General features: G+C 70.4%; 12 protein-coding genes. 5 read left to right on the forward strand and 7 right to left on the reverse strand.

The genetic code is table 11. The features are described from left to right. Positions 1-40: 40 nt before the first annotated feature. Positions 41-1,660 carry a HEAT repeat domain-containing protein gene (locus Strain318_RS01730; protein ID WP_367886810.1) on the forward strand — a complete coding sequence of 540 codons (1,620 nt, stop codon included), beginning with the start codon at positions 41-43 and terminating at the stop codon, positions 1,658-1,660. A gap of 24 nt (positions 1,661-1,684) precedes the next feature. On the opposite strand, the gene Strain318_RS01735 is transcribed toward Strain318_RS01730, so the two are convergent. Genes Strain318_RS01735 through Strain318_RS01750 form a run of 4 tightly spaced genes read right to left on the reverse strand, consistent with a single transcriptional unit; the run spans position 1,685 to position 5,720 of the window. Beyond that, a complete protein-coding gene (locus tag Strain318_RS01735; protein WP_367886811.1) occupies positions 1,685-2,755 on the reverse strand; it encodes a M42 family metallopeptidase in 1,071 nt (356 codons plus the stop codon). Positions 2,756-2,766: 11 nt separating this feature from the next. Further along, on the reverse strand, positions 2,767-3,666 hold the full coding sequence (locus Strain318_RS01740) for a cobalamin-binding protein (protein ID WP_367886812.1): 900 nt from the start codon (positions 3,664-3,666) through the stop codon (positions 2,767-2,769). Next, positions 3,666-4,049 (reverse strand): hypothetical protein, encoded by a 384-nt coding sequence (locus Strain318_RS01745; protein WP_367886813.1) that lies wholly within the window; start codon positions 4,047-4,049, stop codon positions 3,666-3,668. The genes Strain318_RS01740 and Strain318_RS01745 overlap by 1 nt, the downstream gene beginning before the upstream one ends. Before the next feature lie 3 nt (positions 4,050-4,052). After that, complete coding sequence (locus Strain318_RS01750) at positions 4,053-5,720, reverse strand: amidohydrolase (protein WP_367886814.1); 1,668 nt, start codon at positions 5,718-5,720, stop codon at positions 4,053-4,055. 175 nt (positions 5,721-5,895) lie between these two features. Between Strain318_RS01750 and Strain318_RS01755 the strand changes: the two genes are divergently transcribed. Continuing rightward, on the forward strand, positions 5,896-6,558 hold the full coding sequence (locus tag Strain318_RS01755) for a hypothetical protein (RefSeq protein ID WP_367886815.1): 663 nt from the start codon (positions 5,896-5,898) through the stop codon (positions 6,556-6,558). A 10-nt stretch (positions 6,559-6,568) separates the two neighbouring features. Further along, positions 6,569-7,672 (forward strand): N-methyl-L-tryptophan oxidase, encoded by a 1,104-nt coding sequence (solA, locus tag Strain318_RS01760; RefSeq protein WP_367886816.1) that lies wholly within the window; start codon positions 6,569-6,571, stop codon positions 7,670-7,672. Here solA and Strain318_RS01765 read toward each other — a convergent pair. Next, positions 7,669-9,531: a M61 family metallopeptidase gene (locus Strain318_RS01765; protein ID WP_367886817.1), complete on the reverse strand. Its 1,863-nt coding sequence runs from the start codon at positions 9,529-9,531 to the stop codon at positions 7,669-7,671. The genes solA and Strain318_RS01765 overlap by 4 nt on opposite strands. A 70-nt stretch (positions 9,532-9,601) precedes the next feature. Between Strain318_RS01765 and Strain318_RS01770 the strand changes: the two genes are divergently transcribed. Then, positions 9,602-10,438: a glycerophosphodiester phosphodiesterase gene (locus Strain318_RS01770; protein WP_367886818.1), complete on the forward strand. Its 837-nt coding sequence runs from the start codon at positions 9,602-9,604 to the stop codon at positions 10,436-10,438. Here Strain318_RS01770 and Strain318_RS01775 read toward each other — a convergent pair whose 3' ends face one another. Then, the gene (locus Strain318_RS01775) at positions 10,439-10,948 is read right to left on the reverse strand and encodes a hypothetical protein (protein ID WP_367886819.1); all 510 of its coding nucleotides are present in this window, start codon (positions 10,946-10,948) and stop codon (positions 10,439-10,441) included. Between the two features lie 95 nt (positions 10,949-11,043). On the opposite strand from Strain318_RS01775, the gene Strain318_RS01780 reads away from it, so the two are divergent. After that, positions 11,044-12,837: a M61 family metallopeptidase gene (locus Strain318_RS01780; protein ID WP_367886820.1), complete on the forward strand. Its 1,794-nt coding sequence runs from the start codon at positions 11,044-11,046 to the stop codon at positions 12,835-12,837. Positions 12,838-12,846: 9 nt separating this feature from the next. Here Strain318_RS01780 and Strain318_RS01785 read toward each other — a convergent pair whose 3' ends face one another. Further along, complete coding sequence (locus Strain318_RS01785; RefSeq protein ID WP_367886821.1) at positions 12,847-14,343, reverse strand: aminopeptidase P N-terminal domain-containing protein; 1,497 nt, start codon at positions 14,341-14,343, stop codon at positions 12,847-12,849. Between the last annotated feature and the right edge of the window lie 92 nt (positions 14,344-14,435).

Raw genomic sequence — 14,435 nt, forward strand, 5'->3', positions numbered from 1 at the left:
GCGTATGTTACGCGGAACCCGAGATGCACACCAGCAGACCGTGAGCGACGCCGCCGCCCCCGACACGAGGATTCCCGTGCGCCTCGCGCGGGTGGTTGCGCACATCGTCGCCGCGCCGGCGGCACTCGCCGAGCACCGCGGCGAGCTGCGTGCGCTGGTGAAGGCGTTGAAGAAGGCGCAGGCCGAGCTTGGGGTCAGCGCGGACGGTGCGCTCCGTGACGGCGAGAGCGCCGTCACATCGGAGGACGCGGACACCCAGGCGGCGCTCACGCTGCTCGCGGGACGCCTGCAGTCCTACGGTGTCGAACGGCTCGTGCTGTCGGACAAGGCCACCGACGCGGACCTCTTCGATCTCGTGAAGCTGCTCGCGACGACGCCGGACCAGGCGGATCCGGTTGCCTTCTTCGCGGCGCGCGCCGCCGCCGTGGATGCGCGTGCGATCCCCCGGACGCTGCGGCAGGCGGTGGTCGCGGACGAACCTGAAGCGCCGTCGGTGAAGGAGCCCGCATCGGTGCGCGAGCCGGCGTCGGCCCAGGCGCCGACGCCGGACGAGGCCACTGCGACCGGCGATGCGCGGTCCGACCGTCTCGTCGAAGCCCTGCCGCTGCCGGAGGGCGGCGACGACGAGCTGCAGGCGCTGTTCGGCACCTTGCTCGCCACGGAAGACGTCGAGCTGCTGCGCGATCCCCTGGACCGGCTCACGCTGCTCGCCGACCTGGCGTTCCGTACCGGGCGCTTCGACCGCATGACCCATGCGCTGGCCGGCCTCGTGGCCATCGAGCACGCGCAGCTGGAACGCGATGCGTCCGATGAGCGCCGGCGTGAGTTCGCGCGCGCCGTGCGTCGGCTGGCCACGCCGGTGATCCTGCGGCAAGTGGCGACGCTGCGCCGCACGCGCGCCGCCGATGCGGTCGCCACGCGGCAGCTGCAGGCCATCCTGCACCGCTACGGCACGGACGGCGCCGAGGCGATGATCGACGAGTTGGTGAACGCGCCGACGCCGGACGCTCGCAAGGCCTGCCTCGAAGCGCTGCGCGCACTGCGCCGCACGCATGATGCCTTGTTCGACCTCGTCCGCCACACCGACGACCTCCGCGTGCGCCAAGGCATCGAGCTGCTCGCCGCGCTCGGCGATGCCCGGGCCGAGCAGTTGGTGCTGGAGCAACTGCGGCATCCCGACGCGCGCACGCGTCGCGAGGTCATGGCAGCGCTGGAGCGATTCCCGTCGGCGGCGGCGCTCGATGCCATCGGCGTGGGACTCACCGATGACGAGCCCATCGTGCGCCTGCGCGCCGTGGCGGCGGTGATCCCTCGGGGTCAGATCGCCGTGAGGCTGCTCGCGCCCTTGCTGGATGCGGAGCCCGACCGCGAAGTGCTGTACGCGGCGATCGCCGGGCTGGGCACGATCGGCGGTGCGGATGCGGTGCAGGCGCTGATCAAGGCGGCGAACGGCGAGACGCAGCATCAGCGGCGACGCGGCGCCTCGTACCGTTTGCAGGCGTGTGCGGCGCTGGCGCTGATCCGCACGCCGCAGGCGATGGCCGCCGTACAGGTGCTGCGCGACGATCGCGACCGCGAAGTGCGCGAGGGCGCCATGCGCCTCGTCGCGCAGGCGGCGCGTCGGGGGACCACCGCCGTGCGCGCGCTGGCCGACGCCTGAGGCGCAGCCGAGCGCGCGGCGGGCTCAGCGCGCGGTGAAGTCGGTGTCCGTGGTGACCGCGCGGCAGGCCGCGGCGATCAGCGCAGCGGCGTGATCGAGGTCCACAAGCGAGACCATCTCGTTCGGGGAATGCATGTAGCGGTTCGGCACCGAGAGTAGCGCCGTCGCCACGCCCTCGCGCGCGAGGTGGATGGCGTCGGCGTCGGTGCTGGTTTCGCGGCCGGCGGCATGCAAGGTGAACGGGATGCGCGCCAACTCCGCCGTGTCCCGCAGGATGCGGAACGCGACGGGCGAGATCACCGAGCCTCGCGTGAGCACGGGGCCGGAGCCTAGCGGAGAGTGGCCCAGCTCCTTCTTCTCCACACCCGGATGGTCGGTGGCGAAGGTCACGTCGACGACGATGGCCATCGCCGGATTCACCCGCTGCGCCCCGACCAGTGCGCCGCCGCCGCGGTACGCGATCTCCTCCTGCGTCGTCGCCACCGCGACGACGCGTGCCTCGCCCGGCTCGGCGGCGTAGCGGCGCAACGCCTCGAGCACCACGAAGGCGCCGATGCGGTCGTCGATCGAGCGCGAGACGATGCGGTCGTTCGGGAAGTCCAGCGTGCGCGAGTCGATCACGCCGGCGTCGCCGATGCTCAGCACCGCCTCGGCCTGCGCGCGGGTCGTCGCGCCGATGTCGACCCAGAGGTCGGTCATCTTCGACGCCTTCTCGCGCTCGTCGGGCTTCATGAGGTGGATCGGCTTCTTGCCGACGGCCCCCAGCACCTCGCCGTCGCGCCCTTGGAAGCGGATGCGCTGCGCGACGAGCACCTGCGGGTCCCAGCCGCCGATCGGCGCGATGTACACGAAGCCGTCATCGTCGATGTAGGTCACGATGACGCCGATCTCGTCGATGTGGCCGGCGAGCATGATGGTGGGGCCGCCCTTGGCGTTGACGACGGCCATCGAGTTCCCGTGCACGTCGGCGTGCACCTCGTCGGCGAAGGTCTTCGCTTCGTCGCGCCAGACCTTGGCGGCGGCGGACTCGTAGCCCGAGGGACCGGGCGTGTCGAGCAGCTGCTTGAGGAAGGTGACGGCGGGCGGCTTGAGCATCGGTGGGGTCCTCAGATGGCGCGCGCGAATGCGGGGTCGAGCGGTGTGAAGAGCTGCGGGTTGAACAAGCGTGCCATCACCTCGATGCCGTCGATCAGCCGTGGGCCGGGGCGCGAGGCAAAGGCGTTGGCGTCAAGCGCGAACACCTTCCGTCCGCGCGCAAAGGCCCAATCCGGGAGCGCGAGTAGCCGTTCCGCTTCCTCGACGGCGCGGGGCAGGTCGTAGCCGCAAGGCGCGATGAGCAAGATCTCGGCGTCCGCCGCACGCACCTGCTCCAGGGACTTCACGACCGAATGTTCACCCGCGGTGGCGAGCACGTCGATGCCGCCGGCGCGCTTGACCATCTCGGGCACCCAGTGGCCGGCGGCGTAGATGGGATCGCCCCACTCGATGACGGCGACGCGCGGGCGCGGCGCCTGCGCGGCCTTCAAGGTCTCGTGCACGCGACGCATGCGCACCCGCGCGCCAGCGACGAACTCCGTCGCCTCGTCGGCCAGGTCCATGGCGGCGCCGACCGCGACGATGTCGTCGAGCACGCCATCCAGCGACGTGGCCGAGAGTGTCAGCACCTGCGGCGTGGGCGTGAGGCGTGCGGCGACCGCGCGCACGTCCGTCTCCATCACGGCGCAGACCTCGCAGAGCGCCTGGGTGAGGATCAGGTCGGGCTTGAGCGCGCGGATGCGCTCCTCCTCGAGCGTGTACAGCGGCGCACCGCTGGCGGTGATCTCCCGCACCTGCGCATCGACGACACCCGGTGCCGCATCGGCGTCGATCGCCGTGCGCGTGACGCGTACGCGCGAGTCCACCTGGGGCGGGTAATCGCAGCAGTGCGTCACGCCGACCAGATGCTCCATGCCGCCGAGCGCGGCCACGATCTCCGTCGCGCTCGGCAATAGCGAGACGACGCGCATCAGCGCCGCGGCCTCGGGATGGGCAGCATCACCAGCGTAAACACGAAGCCCAGGAGGCCCAGCGAGAACGGCGCGAGCCCGCCGCCCGCCATGAAGGTGACGATGCCCATCAACGCCGCGGCCTCGCCGACGGCCCAGCCGCCGATGAGGTACAGCGAGCGCCGATCGGGCGGTGCAGACTCCAGTTTCGGGCGGATGACCACCGCGACCGCGATCGCGATCGCAAACAGCGCGCGGGCCAGCCAGCGGAGGATCTCGCCCTGCTCGCCGAGTTCGAGCGTCGGGGCCATGCCGACACGCGGTCCGAAGTAGCCGATGCCGGCGAACATGAACACGCCGGTCATCAGCGCCACGCGGATGATGAAGAGATTGCGGGTCGGCATCGTCTAGCGCCTCTCGTAGACGTTGCGGCCGCCCACCCACGTGGACAGCACCTGCGTGCCGAGGATGTCCGACGTCGGCACGCGCATGATGTCGCGGTCGAGCACGACGAAGTCCGCATGCTTGCCCGGCGTCAACGATCCCAGCTCGGCCTCCTGGAAGCCAGCGTAGGCGGCCCACAGCGTCATCGAGAGCAGCGCCTCCTCGCGCGTCATGCGCTGCTCGGGATACCAGCCGCCGGCCGGCCAGCCGTTGGCGTCCTGGCGCGCGACCGAGGCGTTGAAGGAGATCAGCGGGTTCACGTACTCGACCGGAAAGTCCGAGCCGTTGGGGATGACGACGTTCGTGTTGAGCAGCGAGCGCCAGGCATACGCGCCGCGCAGGCGGCCTTCACCCAGCCGGTTGCCGGCCCAGTACATGTCGCTGGTCTGGTGCGAGGCCTGCATCGAGGGAATCACGCCCAGCTGCGCGAAGCGCGGGATGTCGTCGGCGTGGAGGATCTGCGCGTGCTCGACGCGGAAGCGATGGTCGGCCGTCGGGCGTTCCTTGAGCGCGGCCTCGTAGGAATCCAGCACCAGGCGGTTGCCGCGGTCACCGATGGCGTGCGTGTTCACCTGGAACCCGGCGACGAGCGCGCGGCTGGCGACGTCCTTGATGTGCGCCGCCGGCGAGACGAGCAGCCCGCTCGTCGCCGCATCGCTGTAAGGCTCGAGCAACGCGGCGCCCCGCGAGCCCAGCGCGCCGTCCTGGTAGAGCTTGATGCTGCGCACCCACAGCATGCCGTTGTGGCCGCCCACCAGCGGACCACGGCGGAACCACGCGTCGATCGTCGGCTGGTGATCGGAGATCATCGCGTAGAGCCGGATGTTGAGATTGCCTTCGCGGCCCAGCTCTTCGTAGAGCTCCAGCGTGAGGCCCGACGCCCCCGCATCATGCACGCCGGTGAGTCCCCAGCGGTGCATCTCGGCGATCGCGTCGGTGATCATCTCCTTCACCTGCGCGCGTGATGGCGCCGGGACGGCGCGCGCCACCAGGTTCTCGGCGTTATCGATCAGCACGCCCGTGGGATTGCCCTGCGCGTCCTTGATGATCTCGCCGCCGGCCGGGCTTTGCGTCGCGCGCGTGAGGTTGGCGGCGCGCATCGCCGCGGCGTTCGCGAGCACGGCATGGCCGTCGACGCGCGTGAGCAGCACCGGATGGTCGGGGACGGCGCGCGAGAGCGCATCGTGCGTGGGCCAATTCGTGTTGCCCCAATCGTTCTGGTCCCAGCCACGCCCGAGGATCCACTGGCCTTTCGGCGTGTCCTTGGCGCGTTCGACCACGCGGGCGATCACCTCGTCGTAGGACTTCGTCTCGACGAGATCCACGGCCTGGAGCTTGTCGCCAAGCCCGACCACGTGCGCATGCGCGTCCGTCATGCCGGGGATGACGGTGCGCCCGGCGAGGTCGATGCTGCGGGTGTTCGGGCCCGCGAGCGCGCGGGCGCCGGCCACGTCGCCGGTGAACACGACGCGTCCGCCACGGATGGCCATCGCCTGCACGATCGGCCGCGCGGCATCGGCGGTGTAGATGCGGCCGTTGAAGACCACGACATCGGCGGCCGACTGTGCGGCGGCGGCGAGCGGAGCGGCGGCGAAGGCAAGCGTCGCGACGAAAATGCGCAAGCGTGACATGAAGAAACGGTCTCGAGTGAGGTCGATCACAAGGGGGAGTTGCCGCGCATCACGGGTGGAACGCACGCGTGACCACGGCGGTATGGTACGCAGTCTCCTTCACGGCATCCCCCAACCATTGTCGGAGCTGAAAATGTACCACAGGAACGCAGTACTGCTCAGTCTTGTCCTTACCATGACGATCCCGATCGCGGCGCACGCGCAGCGGCGGTCACAGGATAGCACGCGGAGCGCCGAGTCCACAGCAGAAGCCGAGGCGCGGCTGGCACGAAAGGCGGCAGGGCTCACGGTCGGCCCGTGGGAACTGCGTGGCATCGAGCCGCCGAGCGGCGTCGATGTATCCACGATGCCGATGTTCTACGGCTTCGTGCGCCGCGGGCTCGATGTGCGGCTCGCGCTCGAGAACGGCATCGGCGTGTGGCGGCGCGAGCAGTCCACGCCGGCGACCGGCGGCCTCGGCGGCACGCCGGGTGAGACGGTGCAGAGCTGGGTCGTCGCCCAGACCACGGCGGTCCGGTTCTACCCGGCGACGGACGCGGGCGCGCGCTTCGAGCCCTGGGTGCTCGGTGGTGCGGGCCTCACGCTCGGCATCGACGATCGCGAGACCACCGGCGGCGGCATCCTTGGCGGCAGCACTGGTGGCTCGGGTGTCGGCATCATCCCCGGCTTCTCGCTGCAGGGCGGCGTCGGCACGGAGTGGTGGTTCAGCCGCTCGCTCGCGCTCAATGTGGGTGCGCGGTATCAGTGGACGCGCTTCTTCGAGGACTTCGGTGGCGCGCGCACGTACCAAGGCCCGGCGTACGAAGCGGGGCTGACGTACAAGTTCCGCTATCGGTAGCTTGGGCGGCGTGAGCCGCCCTCGGATCATCGTCATCGGGTTGGGCGCCGTCGGCAGTGCGGCGGCGCTGCATCTGGTTCGCGCGGGCGCCACGGTCATCGGGTTTGACCGCTGGCGCCCGCCGCATCCGCATGGTTCCACCCACGGTGAATCACGCATCACGCGGGCGACGGCGTGGGAAGGCGCGCGCTACGTGCCGCTCGTGGCGCGGGCGCAGCGGCTCTGGGCCGACTTCGCTGGCGAAACGGGCCGTCGGTACTTCACCCCGAGCGGCGGTCTGTTCGTCGGCCGGCCCGATGACTACCACCTCGCGGGTTCGCTGACGTCAGCGCGAGAGCGGCACCTGCCCCATGAGTGGCTGACATCGCGCGAGATTGCGCGGCGCTGGCCGTGGCTTGAGGTATCCGCAGAGGCGGAAGGATTCTGGGACCCCGGCGCCGGCGTCCTCGCGCCGGAGCGCATCGTCGAGGATCAGCTCGCCATGGCGGAATCGCGCGGCGCGACGCTGCACTACGACACCGTGGTGCACGGCATCGCGCCCACAGGCAGCGGTGTGCGCGCGGAGACGTCGCGCGGCGCGCACGAGGCGGATGCCATCGTGCTCTGTGCCGGCGGCTGGACCAACGGGCTTGAGGGCTGGACCGGACCCGCGCTCCAGGTCGAGCGCGTCACGCAGCATTGGTTCACCGAGGCTGCCTCGCGGGCCGATGCGCCGGTGCTGCTGCTCGGCGACGGCCACGGTCACGCGACCGCCGTGTTTCCCGCGCAGCACGGATTCATCAAGGTCGCAGGCCACGGTTCGGGACGCATCGGTCCGCTCGACGCCCTCAATCGCCAAGTGCACACGGACGACATCGCTGGCGCCGAGAGCATCCTGCGCACGTACTTGCCACGGCACGCCGGCGCGGTCGCCCGCAGCGTGACTTGCTTCTACACGTGCACGACCAGCGGACACTTCATCATCGACCGCATGCCGAATGCGCCGCAGATGGTGTTCGCCAGCGCCTGCAACGGATTCGGCTTCAAGTTCTCCGTGGCGGTCGGCGAGGCCCTGGCGGCGCTTGCCCTCGGCAAGACGCCGCCCGTGGACGTCCGCTCGTGGGGTATCGGCTAGCGCTGACGGCTGCCGAGCCAGGCGCGGCGAAACGCCAATTGCTCGGCCGTCGGCTTGCGACCGGCATCCTCGTACGGCACGACCTCCAGGCGCGGATTTCCGCGCAGGCGCATCGTCCCCGACATCTCGCCCGCGCGTGACTGCCACGTGACGCGCAGCTGCGTGCCCGGCTGCTTTCCGGAAAGGACGCGCGCCACATCTTCGGTCGTGGCGATCGCGGTGCTATCCAGCGTGAGGATGCGGTCGCCGGCCGCGAGGCCGACCTCGTACATCGGGGAGCCGTAGGTCGTCGGTCCGGCGACCACGACTTCGCCTTCGAAGGCCGAGAGCCGCGTGTCGCCGATCCAGGCTTCCTGCGACGCGGCCGGTCGGAGCAGGAATCCGGCACGCGCGAGCAGCGACGCGTATGGCGGGAGCTCGCTGCCGTAGATGTAGTCGCGGAAGAAGTCGCGTGCGAAGACGGAGTCGCGCGCGACCTCGGCCACGGCCATCTGCACGTCGGCGACCGTGTAGCCCCGCGCCGGCGCATAGCCCGCTGTCTGCGCCCCGAAGCGTCGCCACATCAGCTGCATCACTTCGTCGAGCGTATGCCCGCGGGCGCGCAGCGTGAGGTCCAGCGCCAGCCCGATGCCTTCGCCGTACGTGTAGTACGAGATGAACATGTTGGCGCGGTTGTTCGGGTCGATGCTCGTTGCCGCGTCCACGAAGGGCGCCTGCTGGCTCATCCCCACGGGGCCGAAGTAGCGGCGGCCGGGGTGCGTGGTGAGGGTGTTGATGGCGCCGGAGATCTGCCGCGCATACTGCGCGGTGTTCGTGATGCCGGCGCGATGGATGACCAGCGGTCCGTAGTAGTTCGTGAAGCCCTCGGCGAACCAGAGCTCGCTGCTCATGTTCGCGTCGGAGAAATCGAAGGGCTCCAGCGAGGCGGGCCGGATGCGCTCGACGTTCCACGCATGGAAGAACTCGTGCGAGACGGTGCCGAGCAGCTGCGCGCTGGACTGCGCGAGCGAGCCGGAGGATGTGAGCGACGTCGAGTTGCGGTGCTCCATGCCGTCGCCGGCGCAGTTGGGTCGGTAGCAGGCGACGAACGTGTACGTGCCGAAGTCGAAGCGCGGGAACTCACCGAACACGGCGGCCATCTCGTTCACGACGCGCTTCGTGAGGTCGGTGAAGCGCGTGGCCTCATCCTGCGTGCCGAGGTGGTTGAGGGCGAGTCGCACCGTCTGGCGCGACTCGGCCGGGCCCACCTGCCACTCCCGGATGTCGAGCGCGCCGAGGTGCGTCGGCGAGTCCATGAAGTACTGCAGGTGCGGCGCGCGGAAGACGCGCGGGTCGTCGGTGGGCTGCAGCTGCGTGGCGATGCGCCAGGTGGAGTCCGGCGCGACGAACGTGGCGTAGACGGGGCGCTCGGCCAGGGCGGGGGCATAGGCGAACGTCGCCGGGATGTTCAGGTGCGCGCGCGTGCGGTCCACGCCGGCGTAGGTGCCGTCGGCGCGGTCGGCGAACAGCGTGTAGGCGAAGCGCACGGTGCCGCGGTGGCCGCTGACGCGCCACACGTTGGGGCGCACGCGTTCGACGGCGAGCGGACGCCCGTCGGCGTCGGAGGCGCGCACGCCGTAGACGTTCTTGGCGAAGTCGTGCGCGGCATAGCGGCCGGGTGAGCTGCGCGCCATGCGCACCTCGAGCGGACCGGTGGGCACGTCGCGGAAGGTCACGGCGACCTCCGCTTCGCGGTGCACCGCGTTGGGGAACGCGATGTACGCGAGCGTGGCGTTGTGGGGCACGTCGAGGGGGCGCTGGGCGGCCAGCGGCGCGGCGGCGACGAGGAGGGCGAGGACGGGCGTCGGGAGCGATCGCATCGGATTCCGGGACAAGGTCGTGACGCCTTGAAGATTGCGCGGCACGTGGCGAAATCGCGAATCTCCGCCCATGCGACTGCTTCGCGCCCTGCCCCTGCTGCTCACCGGCTGCATCGCCGCCGATGTACAGGTGATCGCCCATCGTGGGGCTTCATGGGACGCCCCTGAGCACACCGCCGCCGCGTGGGACCTGGCGCTCGCGCAGGGCGCGGATTGGATCGAGCAGGACCTCCAGATGACCCGCGACGGCCAGCTCGTGGTCCTGCATGACGATTCGCTGGATCGCACCGCGCGGGGCCCCGCCGCCGACTGCACCGGCTTGGTGCGCGAGAAGACGCGCGCCCAGCTTGCCAACTGCGAGGTGGGGAGTTGGTTCAACGCCGAGTATCCCGATCGGGCGCAGGCCTCGTACGTGGGCGCGCGCATCGCGACGCTCGACGAGGTGCTCACGCGCTACGCCGGGCGGGCGCGGTTCTACATCGAGACCAAGCGCCCGGAAGACGCGCCTGGCATGGAGGACTCGCTCCTCGCGGTCCTGCGGCGGCATGGCCTCGTCGGGCGTGGCGCGCAGGAGGGGCGCGTGCTCGTGCAATCGTTCAGTCCGGCGAGCCTGCGGCGCTTGCACGCCCTCGAGCCGCGGCTGCAGCTGGTGCAGCTCTGGGATGATGACATCGCGCCGGATCGTCTCGAGGCGCTGCTCGATTCGGTGCGCGCGTATGCGGTGGGGTTCGGGCCGGCGCGGCGCCTGGTCTCCCAGCGGCTCGTCGATGCCGCACATGCACGAGGGCTCGACGTCCATCCGTATACGGTGAACGCCGAGCCCGTGATGGCTTTCCTGTTTGATCTGGGGGTGGACGGCATGTTCACCGACCGCCCCGCGGCCCTGCGCGCGATGCTTCGCCGCTGACTATTCGCCTTGCCCGACCGGCTTGGCCTCGCGGATCATCGCGATCGCCGAGGTGTTGACCGCGATGTCGCCGATCTCGGCGTTGTCGGCCGTGAACACCGCGCGGGCGATGCCCACGAACTTGCCGCAGTGGTGCAAGTAGTCGCTCATGCGCTGCATCGGCGCGACGTACATCACGCCGCGCAGCGACTTGCCGCCGATCAGGTACACCTCGACTTCGCGTTCGCCGGCGCCGGCACCCGCCTGGCCCACCACGATGACGTTGCCGTCGGGCGCCGAGACCATGACGACGAGATCGGTCTGGACGATGAGGTGGCCGGGGGCTTCCTGCAGCTTCGGCCGTCGGGCATCGACCATGTTCATGTAGCCGCCCTTGCGGTTCCCGAGGAACGCAACGAGGGACATGTCTTCGGCGATGTAGATCGAGCCCTCGAGCAGGGACGCATCGCGCATCACCACATGGATGCGCTTGCTCTCTTGGGTGCGGACGCGGGCGGTCGGGGCAGTCATGGCGGGTAAGGTGGGGTTCCATGGAGAGACGAACCACCCCCCAAAAACGGCACGGCCCCTTGCCAGCGGGGGGAGGGAGCCCCGAGCCTTCGGCGATGAGAATCCTCCTGTTGGCGTTGTTCGCCGCTGCGCCGCTCGCCGCCCAGGGGCGCCCGCCGCGCTCGGTGCCGCTCCGGGACCTCGGGATCGAGATCCACGCCGGCCGGGCGCAACTCAGCGAGGCACGCGTCGACATTACGCTGCGCGTGCAGGTCGACTCCGCGGGTCCCGTGCTGCTCTCGATGGCGGCGTGGACGCCGGGCTCGTACGACATCGCGAACTACGCCCGCGCCGTCTCGGGCTTCGCGGCCAGCGACGGGCGTCAGCCGCTGCGCTGGGACAAGCTGGACCCCGACACCTGGCGCATTCACGCGACGCGTGCCAGCACCGTCGAGGTCGCGTACTCGGTGCGCACGGATGCACTCGACGTCGCGGGCAGCTGGAGCGATCGCGACTTCGCCTTCCTGAACGGCACGAACATCCTGCTGTACCCGGAGGGACGGCTCGACACTCCCGCGAGCCTCAGCGTCCGCACGGAAGCCGAGTGGCGCGTGGCGACGGGCATGGCGCCCGGAGACTCCGCGCATCGCTTCCGCGCCAGCGACGTGCACGACTTGCTCGACCATCCGATCTTCGTCGGTCGCTTCGATTTCGATAGCGCACGTGTCGCCGATCGCTGGATGCGGCTCGCGACGTGGCCCGTGGGCAGCGTGAGCGGCCCGCGCCGCGCGGCGCTCTGGGATGCCCTCACGCGCAGCGTCGAGCCGCTGGCCGCGGTGTTCGGCGAGGTGCCGTGGCGCAGCTACACCGTGCTGCAGGTGGCGCACCCGGACGTCGGCGGCATGGCGGCACTCGAGCACGCCGAGAGCGAGCTCGCGCTGGTCGGGACGCCGTTCCTCGACGAACCGTTCGTCGCGAGCATCCACGCGCACGAGATCGCGCACGCCTGGAACGTGAAGCGCCTGCGCCCGGCGGACATGTGGCCCTACCGCTACGACGTCGCGCAGCCGACGCCGTGGCTCTGGATCAGCGAGGGCGTCACCGACTACTACGCCGACCTCGCGCTCGTGCGCAGCGGGCTGATCGACGAGGTGCAGTTCCTCGAGACGACGCTCGGCAAGATCGCCAGCGTCGAGGACCGCCCAGCCACGGCGCTCGAAGACGCGTCGTTCCAGACTTGGCTCGGCATGCGCGACGGTACCGGCGATCTCTACTACGACAAAGGCTCGCTGGCCGGCCTCGCGCTCGACATCCTCATCCGCGATGCCTCGGACAACCGCAGCTCGCTCGACGCCATCATGCGCGAGCTGTATGCGCGTACCTACAAGTCCGGTCGCGGCTTCACACACGATGACGTGTGGAACGCCGTCGCCCGCGCCTCGCGTGGCAAGGCCTGGGGCGACTTCGAACGGCGCTACATCGACGGTCGAGACGCGTATCCGTGGGCGGAATGGCTCCGCCTCGGCGGCTGGCGGCTCGTCGACGAGAAGGTGACGGAACCGCGGCTCGGCGTGTTGCTGCGCAGCCACCCCGACGGCGTGATGGTCACAGGACTCGACCCCGACGGCATGGCCGCGAAGGCCGGCGTCGAACTCGGCGATGTGCTGGTGCAGATCGGCGGCTTCGCCACGACGGATGCGGAGTTCGGCCGCAAGTGGCGCGCGGTGTGGGGCGCGCGTCCCGGCGCGGAGCTCCCGGTGGTCGCGCTGCGCGGCGAGGCGCGCGTGCCCCTCACGGCGCGCGTGGAGCTCGATACGCGCAGCGAGCGGCGTATCGAACCGGATCCGAACGCAAACTCGCGCGCGCGGCGCATCCGTACCGGGATCCTGCAGGGCATTCCGCGGCCCTGAGCCGTCGGCTCAGGGCGTGCCGCTGCGCATCCGTTGCACGCGCTGGGTGCTGGCGCTGTCCCACGGTGTCCGGGGCTCTTGCATCACACGCTCGACGTCCTCGAGTTCACGCGGAACCAGCGCACTCGGGCGCTCGACGCCGCGCGCCGTGACGAGGTAGTCGTCCTCGATGCGCACGCCGATGCCCTTGTAGCGTTCGAAGGCCTGTGCCGTCCGGCGCAGGTAGGCCTCGTTGTCCGGCGTGCGCGGCAGGATCTGCGGCAGGTTCTCACGCACGTAGATGCCGGGCTCGATCGTGAACGCGCTGCCGACACCGATTGCCGACTGCTCGTACTGATCCGGGTCGTGGACGTCGAGGCCGATGCCGTGGCCGAGCCCGTGCATGTAGAACAGGGCGAGCTGCGGGCAGCGGCGCGGACGCTGCGCGCTGCCGCAGTCGTAGGTCGCGTTCGGGGAGTCCATGAGACCGAGCCGCGTGAGGCCCTGCGCGAGGGTGTTCGCTGCGGCGGTCGTGAGCGACTGCCAACGTGCGCCGGGTTCGATCAACCGTTCCGCGGCCTTCTGTGCGGCCAGCACCACGTCGTAGATGTCGCGCTGGGCGGGCGAGAAGCGTCCGCTCACGGGAATCGTCCGGGTGATGTCGGCGGAATAGCCGTCGAACTGCGTCGCCATGTCCATGACGACCACGTCGCCGGCCTGCGTCACCCGCGTGTTCACGTTGTAGTGCAGCGTCGTCGCGTTGGGACCGGAGCCGACAATCGAGCCGTAGCCCGGCACGTCACCGGACTCCCGGCGCCACACCGCCTCGGCTGCCGCCTGCAACTCCCATTCGCCGACGCCAGGCTGCGCCAGCGCGAAGGCGGCGAGATGCCCACGAGCGCTGATCTCGGCGGCGATGCGCAGGCGCTCGAGCTCGGCCTCGGATTTCCTGCCGCGCAGCCGCGCCACGGCGCCCGTGCCGTCTTCGATGCGCGCCGTCGGAAACGATGCCTTGAGCGCATTCACGTACTGTTCATGCGCCGAGAGCGTGGTTGGACCGCCGAAGAAGTCGCCGACCACGTAGAGCCGGATGTCGCCGCGCAGCACCGAGTCCACGGCATTGCGCAGCTCCGCGACGTCGCGCCCTTGCATGCCGGTGGCCGGCCCGACGCCATCCACGCCAAGCCGGGCGCCGGTCCAGACTTCCTGCGCGGGGTCGCGCGGACTCACGAAGAGCGTCGCGCGGATGCTGCCGTTGACGCGGGCGAGCAGCAGCGCCGCGTCGGGTTCACGGAAGCCCGTCAGATAATAGAAGGGCCGCGACTGCGACCACGGCAGGTAGTCCTGCGCCGCCTCTGGCGCCGCGAGCACCAAGACCGCGCCGTCGTCGAGACGCGCAACCAGCGCCTCGCGGCGCGCGGCGAACTCCGCCTGCGCAATCTGGGCGTCCAGCGGAGCCGCAAGCGGCGTCGCCGGAAGCGCTGCGGCGAGGAGCAGCGCGGAGAAGGCAAATCCAATGAGGCGCATCGTGTCGTGCGAAGTGTGTCGGGGAAATCTAGGCGTCCCCAACGTACCCCGCGCCGGCCGCGTAGGTTTAGGCTAGCCCTTCACTCCCACCT

Origin of the sequence: Pseudogemmatithrix spongiicola (assembly GCF_030623445.1) — a bacterium.
GTDB lineage: Bacteria > Gemmatimonadota > Gemmatimonadetes > Gemmatimonadales > Gemmatimonadaceae > Pseudogemmatithrix > Pseudogemmatithrix spongiicola.